Origin of the sequence: Rhodococcus rhodochrous (assembly GCF_014854695.1) — a bacterium.
Lineage (GTDB): Bacteria > Actinomycetota > Actinomycetes > Mycobacteriales > Mycobacteriaceae > Rhodococcus.
Genome location: NZ_CP027557.1, coordinates 431,713 through 445,179 on the forward strand (window position 1 = coordinate 431,713; position 13,467 = coordinate 445,179).

At 67.7% G+C, this 13,467-nt stretch carries 14 protein-coding genes; 8 read left to right on the forward strand and 6 right to left on the reverse strand.

Features of this window, described 5'->3' with window-relative positions; genetic code table 11:
- The first annotated feature begins 251 nt into the window (after nucleotides 1-251).
- The 4 genes from C6Y44_RS01935 (at nucleotide 252) to C6Y44_RS01950 (ending at nucleotide 4,620) form a co-directional block, all read left to right on the forward strand.
- Complete coding sequence (locus C6Y44_RS01935) at nucleotides 252-1,241, forward strand: NAD(P)H-dependent flavin oxidoreductase (protein WP_120281189.1); 990 nt, start codon at nucleotides 252-254, stop codon at nucleotides 1,239-1,241.
- Nucleotides 1,238-2,017, forward strand: coding sequence for an enoyl-CoA hydratase (locus C6Y44_RS01940; protein WP_159416901.1), 780 nt, complete (start codon nucleotides 1,238-1,240; stop codon nucleotides 2,015-2,017). The genes C6Y44_RS01935 and C6Y44_RS01940 overlap by 4 nt, the downstream gene beginning before the upstream one ends.
- 309 nt (nucleotides 2,018-2,326) lie before the next feature.
- Nucleotides 2,327-3,925, forward strand: a complete 1,599-nt coding sequence (fadD5, locus tag C6Y44_RS01945) for a fatty-acid--CoA ligase FadD5 (protein ID WP_159416900.1) — start codon at nucleotides 2,327-2,329, stop codon at nucleotides 3,923-3,925.
- A 146-nt stretch (nucleotides 3,926-4,071) separates the two neighbouring features.
- Entirely contained in the window at nucleotides 4,072-4,620 is a 549-nt protein-coding gene (locus C6Y44_RS01950; protein WP_159416899.1) for a hypothetical protein, read from the forward strand.
- Nucleotides 4,621-4,668: 48 nt separating this feature from the next.
- Here C6Y44_RS01950 and C6Y44_RS01955 read toward each other — a convergent pair whose 3' ends face one another.
- Together C6Y44_RS01955 and C6Y44_RS01960 are read right to left on the reverse strand one after the other, a co-directional pair.
- A complete protein-coding gene (locus C6Y44_RS01955; protein ID WP_159416898.1) occupies nucleotides 4,669-5,817 on the reverse strand; it encodes a hypothetical protein in 1,149 nt (382 codons plus the stop codon).
- Nucleotides 5,817-6,752, reverse strand: coding sequence for a metal-dependent hydrolase (locus C6Y44_RS01960; protein WP_159416897.1), 936 nt, complete (start codon nucleotides 6,750-6,752; stop codon nucleotides 5,817-5,819). The genes C6Y44_RS01955 and C6Y44_RS01960 overlap by 1 nt, the downstream gene beginning before the upstream one ends.
- Before the next feature lie 233 nt (nucleotides 6,753-6,985).
- On the opposite strand from C6Y44_RS01960, the gene C6Y44_RS01965 reads away from it, so the two are divergent.
- The 3 genes from C6Y44_RS01965 to C6Y44_RS01975 all read left to right on the forward strand — a co-directional run bounded on the left by C6Y44_RS01965 (nucleotide 6,986) and on the right by C6Y44_RS01975 (nucleotide 9,179).
- Entirely contained in the window at nucleotides 6,986-7,645 is a 660-nt protein-coding gene (locus tag C6Y44_RS01965; protein WP_060653889.1) for a TetR/AcrR family transcriptional regulator, read from the forward strand.
- Entirely contained in the window at nucleotides 7,642-8,112 is a 471-nt protein-coding gene (locus C6Y44_RS01970) for a rhodanese-like domain-containing protein (protein ID WP_120281195.1), read from the forward strand. The genes C6Y44_RS01965 and C6Y44_RS01970 overlap by 4 nt, the downstream gene beginning before the upstream one ends.
- Nucleotides 8,113-8,336: 224 nt before the next feature.
- The gene (locus C6Y44_RS01975) at nucleotides 8,337-9,179 is read left to right on the forward strand and encodes an alpha/beta fold hydrolase (protein WP_159416896.1); all 843 of its coding nucleotides are present in this window, start codon (nucleotides 8,337-8,339) and stop codon (nucleotides 9,177-9,179) included.
- A 4-nt stretch (nucleotides 9,180-9,183) separates the two neighbouring features.
- On the opposite strand, the gene C6Y44_RS01980 is transcribed toward C6Y44_RS01975, so the two are convergent.
- Genes C6Y44_RS01980 through C6Y44_RS01990 form a run of 3 tightly spaced genes read right to left on the reverse strand, consistent with a single transcriptional unit; the run spans nucleotide 9,184 to nucleotide 12,072 of the window.
- The gene (locus C6Y44_RS01980; protein WP_159416895.1) at nucleotides 9,184-9,894 is read right to left on the reverse strand and encodes a type 1 glutamine amidotransferase; all 711 of its coding nucleotides are present in this window, start codon (nucleotides 9,892-9,894) and stop codon (nucleotides 9,184-9,186) included.
- Nucleotides 9,887-11,140 carry a Mur ligase family protein gene (locus C6Y44_RS01985; protein WP_159416894.1) on the reverse strand — a complete coding sequence of 418 codons (1,254 nt, stop codon included), beginning with the start codon at nucleotides 11,138-11,140 and terminating at the stop codon, nucleotides 9,887-9,889. Before C6Y44_RS01985 ends, C6Y44_RS01980 begins: the two co-directional genes overlap by 8 nt.
- On the reverse strand, nucleotides 11,035-12,072 hold the full coding sequence (locus C6Y44_RS01990; protein WP_159416893.1) for an EamA family transporter: 1,038 nt from the start codon (nucleotides 12,070-12,072) through the stop codon (nucleotides 11,035-11,037). The genes C6Y44_RS01985 and C6Y44_RS01990 overlap by 106 nt, the downstream gene beginning before the upstream one ends.
- Before the next feature lie 72 nt (nucleotides 12,073-12,144).
- Here C6Y44_RS01990 and C6Y44_RS01995 point away from each other — a divergent pair, with 72 nt between their 5' ends.
- On the forward strand, nucleotides 12,145-13,041 hold the full coding sequence (locus C6Y44_RS01995) for a LysR family transcriptional regulator (protein ID WP_060653877.1): 897 nt from the start codon (nucleotides 12,145-12,147) through the stop codon (nucleotides 13,039-13,041).
- Between the two features lie 22 nt (nucleotides 13,042-13,063).
- On the opposite strand, the gene C6Y44_RS02000 is transcribed toward C6Y44_RS01995, so the two are convergent.
- The gene (locus C6Y44_RS02000) at nucleotides 13,064-13,438 is read right to left on the reverse strand and encodes an SHOCT domain-containing protein (protein ID WP_159416891.1); all 375 of its coding nucleotides are present in this window, start codon (nucleotides 13,436-13,438) and stop codon (nucleotides 13,064-13,066) included.
- Between the last annotated feature and the right edge of the window lie 29 nt (nucleotides 13,439-13,467).

Genomic DNA, 13,467 nt, shown 5'->3' on the forward strand with positions numbered 1-13,467 from the left:
GCCTCCTCGTCGTGGATCCTGTTTCCTGCCGCGATGTCGCGGTGAATGTTCGTCGGCCTCAAAGGTAACAGTCGCACCCCCTGCGAAGAAACACTACTTTCGGGTAAGAATCGCCAAAACTGCAGGACAGAACGTATTGACAAACCAGCACCCAGACCGCAAAGTTAACACCAATTCTTCAGCTGCGTCACCGCTGGGCGCATACGGAACCGTCACGACAGCGGCACTTTTCGAAGGACCGAGGAGGACTCGTGAGAACCCGATTCACCGAGATTTTCGGGGTGGAGCATCCCATCGTCCAGGGCGGCATGATGTGGGTCGGCCGCGCCGAACTCGTGGCCGCCGTGGCGGAGGCGGGGGCGCTCGGCTTCATCACCGCATTGACCCAGCCCACCCCGGAGGATCTCGTCCGCGAGATCGAACGGACGCGCGAACTCACCGACAAGCCGTTCGGCGTCAACCTCACGATCCTGCCGTCGATCAATCCGCCGCCGTACGCCGAGTACCGCCAGGCGATCATCGACTCGGGCGTGAAGATCGTCGAGACCGCCGGCTTCAACCCGGCCGACCACCTGCCGCACTTCAAGGACGCCGGCATCAAGGTGATCCACAAGTGCACGAGCGTGCGGCACGCGGTCAAGGCCGAGCGCATCGGCGTGGACGCTGTGAGCATCGACGGCTTCGAGTGCGCCGGGCACCCGGGTGAAGACGACGTCCCGGGCCTGATCCTCATCCCCGCCGCGACGAGCAAGCTCGGCATCCCCGTCATCGCCTCGGGTGGCATCGCCGATTCCCGTGGGCTCGTGGCGGCACTCGCGCTCGGCGCCGACGGCGTCAACATGGGCACCCGCTTCATGTGCACGGTCGAATCGCCCGTGGCCCACGAGGTCAAGGAGCAGATCGTCCGCAACACCGAACTCGACACGAAGCTCATCTTCCGCACGCTGCGCAACACCGCTCGTGTCGCCACCAACGCGGTGAGCGAAGAGGTCGTCGAGATCGAATCGCGCGGAGCCGAATTCGGCGACATCGCCCACCTGGTCGCCGGAGCGCGCGGCCGCAAGGTCTTCGAGGACGGAGACCTCGACGCCGGCATCTGGACGGCCGGACAGAGCCAGGGGCTCATCCACGACATCCCCACCGTCGGTGAACTGGTCGACCGCATGGTCACCGAAGCGGAGGCCATCATCACGGGCCGCCTGAACGACATCGCCGGTGCCGACCGGGCGGTGCGCGCATGACCTCGACCACCACCGAGGGCCTGCGGTCCGAACTCGCCGACGGCATCCTGCGACTGACCATCACGCGTCCGCGCCGGATGAACGCGATCGACCTGACCACGATGAAGACGCTGAGCGAGGCCGTGAAGGCGGCCGGCGACGACGAACGCGTCCGTACGATCGTCGTCACCGGTGAGGGATCGGCGTTCTGCACGGGTGCGGATCTGGCTGCGGGAGCAGCGGATCCACAGGACCCCGGTGTCGTCATGGACACCGCCAACGAACTGGTCCGGACGATCGCATCCGTCCCCGTGCCCGTCATCGCGGCGGTCAACGGTCCCGCCGCGGGCGTCGGCGTCTCGATCGCCCTCGCGGCCGATCTCACCTACGCGGCCGAGAGCGCGTACTTCCTGCTCGCCTTCGTCAACATCGGACTGATGCCCGACGGCGGCGCGAGCCTGCTGGTTCCGGCCGCGATCGGGCGGGCCCGGGCCGCCGAGATGGCACTGCTCGGTGAGCGGGTGTCCGCGCAGGACGCCGACCGGTTCGGGTTGGTGGCCCGCACCCTGCCCGACGCCGAACTCGCCGCACACGTCGACGCCGTCGCCTCGCGGACCGCATCCGGCCCGCGACGTGCCCTGGAACTGACGAAGCGGGCCCTCAACGCCTCGACGCTCGGCGAACTCGACGCGGCGCTCGCGCGGGAGAAGGACGGTCAGGTCGAACTCCTCGGCTCCGCCGACTTCGCGGAGGGTGCCATGGCGATGCTGGAGAAGCGTCCCGCCCGCTTCGCCTGACCGGACGATCCTTCCCGGGGCATGGTTCTCGGGGGGATCGACAAGGAACTTCCCGGACGGGAGCAGGGACCGACGTGCCGTCGGAACACCCGCTCCCGTCCGGTGAACCCAACGCTCGACCAGTATTTTCTGCCTCGTTCACCCGTTCTCGCTCGGCGTCGACGCCTGGAGCGAGTCGGTCCGTATTCGCGGAATCTCCGTTAACAAAAGCTCTGGCCCAATCCGTTCCGGGCCTGTAATGTGCCTCACACATCGACGGCTCGGCACAGGCCGTGCCCGCACTCCCGCCCCGTCACGAGAGGATCATCGATGGTTCCCCCCTCTGTCGTTTCCGAAGCGGTCGGCTCCGACGCCACCCGCTTCCGCAGCAACAACTGGAACAATCAGGTGGCGCGCCACGCCCTGATGATTCCCGATCGCACGGCCTTCCGATTCCGCGGCGAGACCATCACCTGGTCGCAGTTGAATACGCGTGTCGAGAAGCTCGCCGATGCACTCTCGCGTCGCGGCATCGGCTTCGGCGACCGCGTCATCATCCTCATGCTCAACCGTCCGGAGTACGTCGAGATCGTGCTCGCGGCCAACGCCCTCGGTGCCATCGCCGTGCCGGTGAACTTCCGCCTCACCGCACCCGAGGTCGCCTTCCTCGTGGGTGATTCCGGCGCGAAGGCGATCGTCGCGGAGGGGCCGCTCGTCCCGCTCGCCGCCGCCGCGCGTGGCCAGGCGGAGGGCATCGAACTGTCCATCACGGTCGGAGTCGAGCCGGAAGGCGACTCGCTCTCCTACGAGGCACTCGTCGCCGAAGAGGGCGAACCCCACCCGCCGGTGGAGATCCCGAACGACACGCCCGCGCTCATCATGTACACCTCGGGCACGACGGGCCGGCCCAAGGGCGCCGTGCTCACCCACTCCAATCTCGAAGCGCAGTCGCTCACCTGCATCCGGGCCTTCCGCCTGTTCGACGAATCGGGCATCGGTTTCTGCGCGTCGCCGATGTTCCACATCGCGGCCCTCGGCTCGATCGCGCCGAGCCTGATGCTCGGCACGCCCACCGTCATCCACCCGGTCGGCGCTTTCGACCCGGAGGAACTGCTCGACGTGCTCGAGGCCGAGAACGTCACCAGCCTGTTCCTCGTGCCGGTGCAGTGGCAGGCGATGTGTGCCGCGCAGCAGGCCAAGCCGCGGAAGCTGAAGCTGCGCAACATCTCCTGGGGTGCGGCACCGAGCTCCGACACGATCCTGCGGGCCATGGCGGAGACCTTCCCCGACGCCTTCAACGTGGCGGTCTTCGGCCAGACCGAGATGTCGCCCATCACCTGTGTGCTCGACGGCGACGACGCCATCCGCAAGCTCGGCTCCGTGGGCCGGGTCATCCCCACCATCCAGGCGCGTGTGGTCGACGACGAGATGAACGACGTCGCCCCTGGCGAGGTCGGCGAGATCGTCTACCGCGGTCCCACCATGATGCGCGAGTACTGGAACAACCCCACCGCCACCAGCGAAGCGTTCTACGGCGGATGGTTCCACTCCGGCGACCTCGTGCGCGTGGACGAAGAGGGCTTCGTCTACGTCGTCGACCGCAAGAAGGACATGATCATCTCGGGCGGCGAGAACATCTACTGCGCCGAGGTCGAGAACGTCCTGTTCGGGCATCCCAAGGTGCTCGAGGCCGCGGTCATCGGTCGCCCCGACGCGAAGTGGGGCGAGGTGCCCGTCGCCGTCGTCGCGCTGAAGCCCGGCAACGACGACCTCACCCTCGACGAGCTCCAGCCGTACCTGAACGAGCACCTCGCGCGGTACAAGCACCCCAAGGAGGTCGTGATCGTCGACGCCCTGCCGCGCAACGCGAGCGGCAAGGTCGTCAAGGGTGAGCTCCGCGGCGGTCTCCCCGCCGTTACCCAGGGCTGATCCCCGGCGCACTCCTCGTACGAACGAACGGGGACCGGACCACTACGGTCCGTGTCCCCGTTCGTCGTCGTTCGGCGGCGGATCGGTGAGGCCGCGTCGGGAGAACCGTTGAACTACTGGAAGAAGTTGTTGGAAGGACTGGGCGGATGACACCGACCGATGCCCCCACCGGGAACGACACCGAATCCGCAGCGGAGTCGCGCGATGCTGTTGCGATCACCCGTTCCGGCGCGGGCCGGTGGGTCACCGCCGCGGTCGTCGTGGTGCTGCTCGCGGCCGCCGGTTTCTTCGGATTCCGTTGGTGGCAGGCCGAACAGGACGCCGCGCTGTGCGACGACGCGATCGCGCAGGCCCGCGAGTACGCAGTGGCCCTCGGCACCTACGACTACCGCTCGTTCGACGACAACCTCACCGCCGTGACGTCCAACGCCACCGAGGAATTCGCCTCCCGGTACGAGGAGGTCGCCGGAGACCTGCGAGAACTCGTCGCGAACGGGGAGGGCACGTCGGCGGCGCGTGCCGAGCATGCCGGTCTCGAGAGCTTCGACGGCGATGTCGCGACGGTGCTGGTCTTCCTCGATCAGGACGTGAAGAACGTCGTCGTACCGGAGGGACGCACCGACGCGACCCGCTTCGTCATCACGTTGAAGCGGGTCGACGACCGGTGGTTGCTCGACGGGGCCGACGCGCGGTAGCGCGGGCCCGGCTCCGTCGTAGCGGAACATCGAGCGTGCCGGGAGCGGTCAGGCCTCGGTGAGCGTCTTCGATGCCGTGTCATCCGGACTCGCATCGGCCTCGCGCGGGACGGTGAAGGTCGCAGCGACAGAGGCGATCGCGACGACGAAGCACGCCACGGTATACCACAGGCTGCCGATCGGGTCGCCTGCCTCGGTGACCCCGTCGACGGCGGAGAACCAGTCGGGCAGAGCGCTGATCCACAGCACGGCCATCACGGCGAGATAGGCGATGGCGTACCAGCGGACGAGGTCGTTCGAATAGAGCCGATCGGTGGGTGTGTTCCGCAGCCGGGACCACTGGCGCGAGAGCACGTAGATCGCCACGATCGACAGGATCACGAGTTCGGCCGCGTAGATCGTCGCCCGAACCGTCGTGCTGCCCATGCCGATCACGGTCGCCGGCGCCGGGAGGATCACCACACCCACGGACGCGAGAAGTCCGACGGTGATCGTGCGCCAGGTCAGTTCGAGGCCGCCGAAGGTGCGCCCCGCGTCGATGTGCCGGCCGACGAAGAACTGCGCGCAGAATGCCAGCGACATCGGCCACAGGGCGGCGAAGACCACGACGCTCGGGAGCGGAACGGAGTCGAAGAAGGGCTGGTTGATCGGGTTGTCGAGCGACCACTCCCACCACCGCAGCTGCGGTCCGAGGTGATCGAAGATCTCGTAGAAGGCGTGGTGGACGAAGCCCACGCAGACGGCGCCGACGACGGTGCCGTACTGCCGGAACACCCCGAGCATCCGGACGATTTCGAACGCGATCGTCGCCATCATCGGGTAGATGGCGATGATGTACAGCGGCAGACGTCCCCACATGAACTCGACGGTGAACACGTTGTGCGCGAACATCGTGTCGAGGTAGTCCTCCACGCCGAAGGCGTCGGGGAAGTACAGCAGCGGTTCGATGATGAACAGGAACGCGAGCGTACCGAGCCAGACGACGAGGTTCGTGGCGTCACCGGTGCGCCGCAGCCGGACGATCGCGTACACGAGCATCAGCACCGCCCCGAGCACGATGGTCGCCTCGAGGACGGGCAGCGTCCAGTTCTCCAGCGCGAACGGACTGCGCAGTTCGAAGATCCCACCGGCTTCGTCGCACGAGAATCCGAGGCGGGTCGAGAGGTTCTCGAAGGTGGGCGAGCACAGATCGGACATCAGTTGTTCCTCCCGCCCACGGTTTCCGCCGTGTACCACTGCGAGACGTCGTAGCCTTCGTCGAATCGGCGGAACCACACGTCGGCGAGCGCCGGCAGCTTCTCGTGGTCGGGATTGTGCTTGGGCATCTGGCTGCGGACGATGCCCACCAGCGCGACGAGCTGTTCGCCGAGCGGCAGGACGTCGAAGGCGCGCGGCATCGGGCCGTGGTCCTCGTACCGCAGGAACGGCAACCGGCGCCGCAGGTTCTGCTTGCGGCGGTACGACGCGAACATCGACATCGCGTCGATCTTCCGTTCCTCCAGCGGCACATGCTTGTTGAATCCCTCGCATGCGATGGCGATGACGTCGAGCACGTGCTTGAACACCGAGGGGGCCTGACGCATGCGGTACAGATCGCTGCCGACCACCGCGTCGAAGATGATGAGCGCCGAACTGCGGTGTTCGACCTCCTCGACGAAATGCCAGATGAACAACGACGCGACCCGGTCGTCGCCGGGGCGGAAGAGAGCCGAGTCGTTGTCGAGCATGAGCTTGAAGACGGGGGTGAAGGTCGCCTCGAGGTCGGCGGTGTACGCGAGGCGGTACTCGGCGGAGGTCTCGGCGGTGAGCTTGTCGAAGGCGCCGATGACGTCGTCGAGCGTCTCCTGCAGTCCCGGATAGCTCTTGATCAGACCCTTCACGTGTTGCCGGTGGGCGGTGGAGTGCTGCCCCTCCTGGTACATGAAGGCGTTGGCCTCTTCGAGGACCTCGGGATCGGTGATGCGCGGGGTGATCTCACGGATCATGTTCACGATCATCTTCTCGAAACCGATCGCGAGGAACGAGACGGCGTTGGCCATGCTCGAGAAGGCCGGATTCTCCTCGTTCCACAGGAACGGCACGTCGTAATCCGCGAATGCGAAGCGCATCTTGCGGACCTGCAGGTTCGTCATGGGGCGGTACCTCGTCTCGTCGACACCGGGCTGGTTGTGGACCTGGTTGGGACACGGTTGGGGAGGACCTCGGAAGAGCCGGGAGGCCCCGATCGGCGTGACCATACACGAAATGCGTCATGTGTATGATAGGTGTCCCATCCGCTCACGGGAGTCCGTTTCGGACCACATCCACCGAGGTCGGCCGTGTTACCGTCGGGCCCTCTCCAGGCGACGGTTCGAGGAAGCGCGAAGTGGCACGTAGACGTGGGTGGGGCGGGAGTCCTCCCGCCGACGACGAAGAGGCGTCGCAGCGGATCGTTGCCGCTGCCGTCGACCTGATCGACCGGACCGGCGCGGAGATCAGCATCGCCGACGTGGCCCAGTCCCTCGGCGTGATCCGCCAGACGGTCTACCGCTACTTCCCGAGCGCCGACGCCCTCATGCGCGCGGCCGCCATCGCATCGGTCGAAGGGTTCCTGGAACGACTGACCCGGCAGGTCGCGGGCCTCGACGATCCGGTCGAGGCCATGACCGAAGGCGTGGTCTACACGCTCGCGGAGGTGCGTCGCACCCCGCACCTCGGCATCCTGCTGTCGAGCACCTACTCGAACCCGCATCCCGAGGAGATCGCGTCGGAAGAGGCGTGGATGTTCGGCATGGCGATGATCAAGCGGTTCGACGTCGACTGGGAGAAACACGGCTACGACGACGACTCCCTCGCGGAATTGGTCGAATACGTGCTGCGCACGATGCAGTCGTTCTTCGTCTCACCGGGAACGCCGCCACGCTCCGACGACGATCTGCGCCGCTACCTGCGGCGATGGATGGGGACGGCGATCCTCGCCCAGCGCGGGTGGGATCCCGACAACCCCGCGGAGGGCGACCGTTCTCCCGTAGAGTCCGGTTCGTGACGAGCGACGAGCAGCAGATCAGGCGTGCCGATCGCACACGCGACGGCGACCCGCAGAACATTCCCCGCCCGCTGGAGGGTGAAGCCGACCGCATGGTGGTGGAGACGACCTGGGGTGAGGTGCAGCCACTGCAGGTGGCGGCGGGCGTGGCGACCGTCGGTGAACTCGAGGTGATCGAACTGCTCGACCGGGGCGCTGCGCTCGTCGACACGCGGGTGCCCGATTCCCGGAGCGGAGTGAGCCTCCCCGGCGCCGTGAACATCCCGCACGACGACATCGTCGAGAGGAAGGGCGAGCTCGACACCGCCCGGACGACGATCGTCTTCTGCAACGGTCCCCAGTGCCCTCAGTCGCCCGATGCGATCCGGAAGCTGATCGATGCCGGATATCCCGCGTCCGCGCTCGCCTACTACCGCGGAGGGCTGCACGACTGGGCGACTCTGGGCTTCCCCCTCGCCTCGGTCTGACCGGGTCGCGGAAAAGGCTTGCGTTCGCACTGTGACGTAGCTAACATCGAAGGTGCGAATCGAGCTTATAAGACGTCCGCGGACGACAGAGAGAAGCTCGTGAAGCAGAGATCCGGCCCGGAGAACGCGTAAAGCGAATCACCGGGCCGAACCCCTGTTCAGGGGAGGATTCGCGGTCGAATCCCGGGTCGGTACCGATCACCGCGACTACAGAAGGGGACGGGGTGGGGGAGCGCATCACGACCGTCGAGAGGGACGGACTCCGGTTCGACATCCGCGACGACGGGCCGATCGACGGCGAACCCATCGTTCTTCTGCACGGATTCCCGCAGGACTCCCGATCCTGGGAGGCGGTCGCACCTCACCTGCACGCCGCGGGGTATCGCACCTTCGCCCCGGATCAGCGCGGCTACTCGCCCGGTGCCCGACCACCCCGCCGCCGTGACTACAGCCTCGACCTGCTCGTCGACGACGTCGCGGCGCTCATCGAATCGGTGCCCGGTGGTCGCGCGCACGTCGTCGGCCACGACTGGGGGTCCGCCGTCGCGTGGGCGCTCGCGGAGCAGCGTCCCGATCTCGTCCGCACCATGACGGCGGTGTCCGTTCCGCATCCGGCGGCGTTCATGCGCTCGTTCGTCACCAGCGGTCAGCTGCTGCGCTCGTGGTACATGCTCGTCTTCCAGCTGCCCTGGATCCCGGAGACCCTGCTGAGCAGGGAGAAGGTCGCGCGGCAGTTGCTGCACGGCACCGGCCAGCCGTCCGCCGCCACCGACCGCGATGTCGCGCGGTTGAAGGACCGCGCCGCGGTGCGGGCCGGCATCAACTGGTATCGGGCGGTGCCCCTGTCGAATCCGAAGTCGTCCTTCGGGAAGATCACCGTGCCCGCACTCATGGTGTGGAGCGACAAGGACACTGCGATCGGATCCGCCGGGGTCGACGCGACCGCCCGCTACGTCAGTGGGCCGTACCGACGGGAAACGCTCGTCGGCACGAGCCACTGGATTCCCGACGAGGAGCCGGAGAAGCTCGCGCGGCTGGTCCTCGAACACATCGCCGCGCACGGCTGATCACTCAGGCGCGCAACCGTTCCTGCCGCAGCAGGTCGACCTCGGGCAGATCCAGCGGCGGCAGCGAGTCGACTCCCAGAGCGCGCATCAGGAGATGATCGGCGAGCTCGGGATTGCGGGCGAGCACGGGACCGTGCAGATAGGTGCCGATCACCGAACCCTGCACGGCACCTTCGAGCCCGTCGCCCACACCGTTGCCGACACCGCGGTCGACGCGGCCGAGCCCGGTGGCGTCGGATCCGAGAGTCGTTCCACCACGGTGGTTCTCGAATCCGGTCAGTGGTCGAGTGACGCCGGACAGCGTGGGGCGGATGACGATCTCGCCGATCGCGCGGGTCTGCTGCGGCGAGGTGGTCGCGTCGAGGATGCCCACACCGTCGACGCGTTCGCCCGAGGACGTCTCGTACCAGTGGCCGAGCACCTGGATCGCGGCGCAGATGGCCAGCACGGGCGCTCCACGTTCGGCGGCGCGCTGCAATCCCGGATAGCGCTGCAGGTGCCGTGTGGCCAGTCGCTGCGCGGCGTCCTCGGCGCCACCGAGGGTGTAGAGATCGAGAGACTCGGGGACGGGATCGTTCAGTCCGATCTCGACGATCTCGGCGTCGTGACCGCGCATCCGCAGGCGCTGGCGCAGCACCAGGGCATTGCCGCCGTCGCCGTAGGTGCCCATCACGTCGGGCAGGACGAGTCCGATGCGGACGGTCGACTCAGACATGGGCAGCTCTCCTGGCGATGGCAGTGTTGAGATCGCGGAACGCGGTGTAGTTGGCGAGCACCTCCACACGACCGGGAGGGCACGAGGCGATGGCCTTCAGCGGATCCGGTACCAGGGTGTGCTCGACACCCGCGTAGGTCAGGCGGACGGCGAGATCGGTGCCGCGTTCGCCCGCTGCCACCACCTGCACGCCTTCGAAGTGTTCGAAGCGCACGTCCCACAGCCACGACAGGTCCTCGCCGTCGGGCACCTGACCGTTGACGGCGATCACCAGGCCGTCGACGGTCGGGTCGATCATCGACAGGGCCTCCTGCCAGCCGGCGGGGTTCTTCGCGAGCAGCATGTGTACCGAGTGCGGCCCGACCTGCACGGTCTTGTAGCGACCGGCGACCTCTTCGACGACCGAGGCGGCCGCGACGGCCTTCGCCGGATCGGCGCCGAGGGCAACGGCGGCCGCGACCGCCTGGGCGGCGTTGCCCCGGTTGGCGCGACCGGGCAGGGTCAGCTTCAGCGGGAGGACGAGGCCGTCCGGCCCGTACAGGCTCTCGTCGTCGACCCACCAGTCCGGTGTCGGCCGCGCGAAGTCGGAGCCCGTGCTGTACCAGTGGTCGCCCTCGCGGACGATGGGCTCGCCCGTGCGCGGGCAGCTCACCGAGTCGTTGGCCCAACCGGCGCCGGCGGCGACCCACACGACGTTCGGGTTGTCGTAGGCGGCGGACGTGACGAGCACGTCGTCGCAGTTCGCGACGATCACCGCGTCGGGATGCCGCTTCAGGCCCTCGCGCAGCTTCCGCTCGATCATGTTGATCTCGCCGACCCGGTCGAGCTGGTCGCGGGTGAGGTTGAGCAGCACGATCGCGCGGGGCGCGAGGGCGTCGGCGACATGCGGGGTATGGAGTTCGTCGACCTCGATCGCGGCGAGCGGCGCCCGGAGGTCGGTGGCGAGCGCGGCGACGATCCCGGCGTCCATGTTCGCGCCGTCGGCCTGGGTGACGACCGCATCGATGGTCTCGAGCGCGGCTGCGGTCATGCGGGTCGTCGTGGACTTGCCGTTCGTCCCGGTGACGAGCACGGTCTGCCGGCCGTGGCCGAGCTGCTTCATCAGTGCCGGGTCGATCTTCAGGGCGACGAGCCCTCCGATCATCGAGCCCTTACCGCGTCCGGCCTTCTGGGACGCCCACGCGGCGGCTCGGGCTGCGCGCAGTGCGAGCCGTCCACGTGCGGTGATTCCTGTGCTGGTTCCCACGTCGGCGAGTGTTCCACAGGCGTGGGAGCGTTGTGTCGCCGGAGGAGCGTCCTGCTCGTCACACTGCGGTGTCCGCCCTGGGCGGCGAGGGCTCCGACGATGACGATCACACCGCCGATCAGGGAGGACGGTGCCGGGCGCTCGCCGAGCGTGATCCACGCGACGGTGAACCCGACGACCGGCACCATGAGGGAGAGCGGAGCGACGGTCCCGGCGGGATAGCGCGACAGCAGCGAGGCGTAGATGCCGGTGCCGGCGATCGTGCCCGCCAGGACGACGTAGGTGAGTCCGGCCAGCGCCAGGCCTCCGTCCACGGTGGTGACGGCGCTGCCGAGGGTGGACCAGGCCTGCGGGCCCTCGACGAACCAGGAGATCCCGAAGAAGGGGAGCACGGGCACGACGCACATCCACAGCATCAGGCGCATGGGGTCGGAGGCGCCCGCCTTGCGGGTCGCGATGTTGCCGACCGCCCACGACAGACCGGCCAGCAACGCGAGGGTCATGGGGAGCAGGCTCGCGTCCGCGGCGCCTTGCCCCACGGCGACGATCACCATGCCGGACACGGCGACGACGAGACCGGCGAGGCGGATTCCGTCGAGCCGTTCGCGCAGGAACAGTGCGGCGAGCAGGACGGTGAAGGGCGCGGACGACTGCAGTACAAGGGACGCGAGGCCCGTGGGTAGACCGGCCTCCATCGCCCAGAACAGGAAGGCGAACTGGGCGAAGCCGAACCCGGCGCCGTAGAGCAGGAGCCAACGCAGGGGAACGGCGGGTCGCGGGACGAACAGCAGGACCGGGACGGCGATGATCGCGAAGCGCAGGCCGGCGAAGAAGAACGGCGGGAAGTGGTCGAGACCCAGTCTGATCGCGAGGAAGTTGCATCCCCAGAGCACCACGACGGTGAGTGCGAGCAGACGGTCCCGGAACGACATGCCGTCAATTCTTTGCTCAGGAAACAATCAGGACAAGCGAATGTTTCTGAAGAAAATGTGTAGCTTTACTACATGGATGTCGTGCGATTGCGGATACTGCGCGAACTCGCCGACCGCGGAACCGTGGCCGCGACCGCCGCAGCGTTGTCGATGACACCGTCGGCCGTCTCACAGCAGCTCAAGGTGCTCGCCCGGGAGGCGGGAGTGCCCCTGCTCGAACCCGACGGCCGGCGTCTGCGGTTCACCGATGCGGGTCGTGCGCTCGTGGTGCGCGCCGACGAGGTGCTCGACGCCCTCGATCGGGCCGCCGACGAGATGACCGCCTATGCGCGGTCGCCCCGCGGACGGGTGCGCGTGGCGTCGTTCCCCTCCGGAGCGGCGCTCCTGCTGCCGGCCGTGCTCGAGGCGGCCGGGGCGATCGGCGTCGAGTTGGACGTGAGCGACGAGGACGTCCCGGCCTCGGCCGCACCCGCCCTGCTCGCCGACTACGACGTGGTGCTCACCCACCGCGACGAGCGTTCGGCGCCGCTGTCCGGCCCACGTGTCCACGTCGAGACGCTCATGCGCGAACCGATCGATGTCGTCCTCCCTCCCGGGCACCGGCTCGCGGCGCAGGACCGCGTGCAGGTCGACGAACTGGTGGGGGAGGGCTGGATCAGCGTGCGGGGTGGCTTCCCCGTCGACGACGTGTTGCTCTCCGTCGCGGCGGTGACGGGCATCCGAGCGCGGGTTGTGCACCGCATCAACGACTTCCGTGTCATCGAGGAACTTGTCGCGGCGGGGCACGGGGTGGCCCTGTTGCCGCGGTATTCGGTTCTGCATCCGGCATTGGTGCGTCTGCCGCTGGCCGGTGTGCGTGCGGCGCGGATCTACGAGCTCGTCACCCGCCCGGGGGCGGCGCGCCGGCCCGCCGTGGGTGCAGTGCTCGACAGCTTCCGGGCCGCGGCGGCACGGAAGCTGTCGATGTGAACGAACGGGTCATCGCGCGGGATCAGGCGAGTGCCTTGGCCTTCAGTGCGTCGAACTCGGTCTGGTCGATGACACCCTCGTCGAGCAGCTTCTTCGCGTCGGCGATGTGCTCGGCGGGCGACTTGCCGGCGACCGAGCGGATGTAGTCGTCCTGCACGGCCTTGTACTGCGCGGCCTCCTTCGCGGACCGCTCGGCCATTCCGGTGCCGTGGACGATCAGATAGATCAGGCCCGTCAGCCACGGGAAGACGAACAGGAAGACGATCCAGATCGCTTTGACCCAGCCGGACTGTTCGCGGTTGCGGAACAGATCGCCGATGATCATCCACAGCATGATCAGGTACGCGATGAATGCGAAGCAGACGACGATGTACCAGATGATGTCCATGAATTCCATACGCACACTCCGGGTTCGAGCAGAACGAC

Coding starts and splice junctions, on each gene's coding strand:
- C6Y44_RS01940 (WP_159416901.1), top strand. CDS start 1,238: ATGACCTCGACCACCACCGAGGGCCTGCGGTCCGAACTCGCCGACGGC.
- fadD5 (WP_159416900.1), top strand. CDS start 2,327: ATGGTTCCCCCCTCTGTCGTTTCCGAAGCGGTCGGCTCCGACGCCACC.
- C6Y44_RS01950 (WP_159416899.1), top strand. CDS start 4,072: ATGACACCGACCGATGCCCCCACCGGGAACGACACCGAATCCGCAGCG.
- C6Y44_RS01955 (WP_159416898.1), bottom strand. CDS start 5,817: ATGTCCGATCTGTGCTCGCCCACCTTCGAGAACCTCTCGACCCGCCTC.
- C6Y44_RS01960 (WP_159416897.1), bottom strand. CDS start 6,752: ATGACGAACCTGCAGGTCCGCAAGATGCGCTTCGCATTCGCGGATTAC.
- C6Y44_RS01980 (WP_159416895.1), bottom strand. CDS start 9,894: ATGTCTGAGTCGACCGTCCGCATCGGACTCGTCCTGCCCGACGTGATG.
- C6Y44_RS01990 (WP_159416893.1), bottom strand. CDS start 12,072: ATGTCGTTCCGGGACCGTCTGCTCGCACTCACCGTCGTGGTGCTCTGG.
- C6Y44_RS01995 (WP_060653877.1), top strand. CDS start 12,145: ATGGATGTCGTGCGATTGCGGATACTGCGCGAACTCGCCGACCGCGGA.
- C6Y44_RS02000 (WP_159416891.1), bottom strand. CDS start 13,438: ATGGAATTCATGGACATCATCTGGTACATCGTCGTCTGCTTCGCATTC.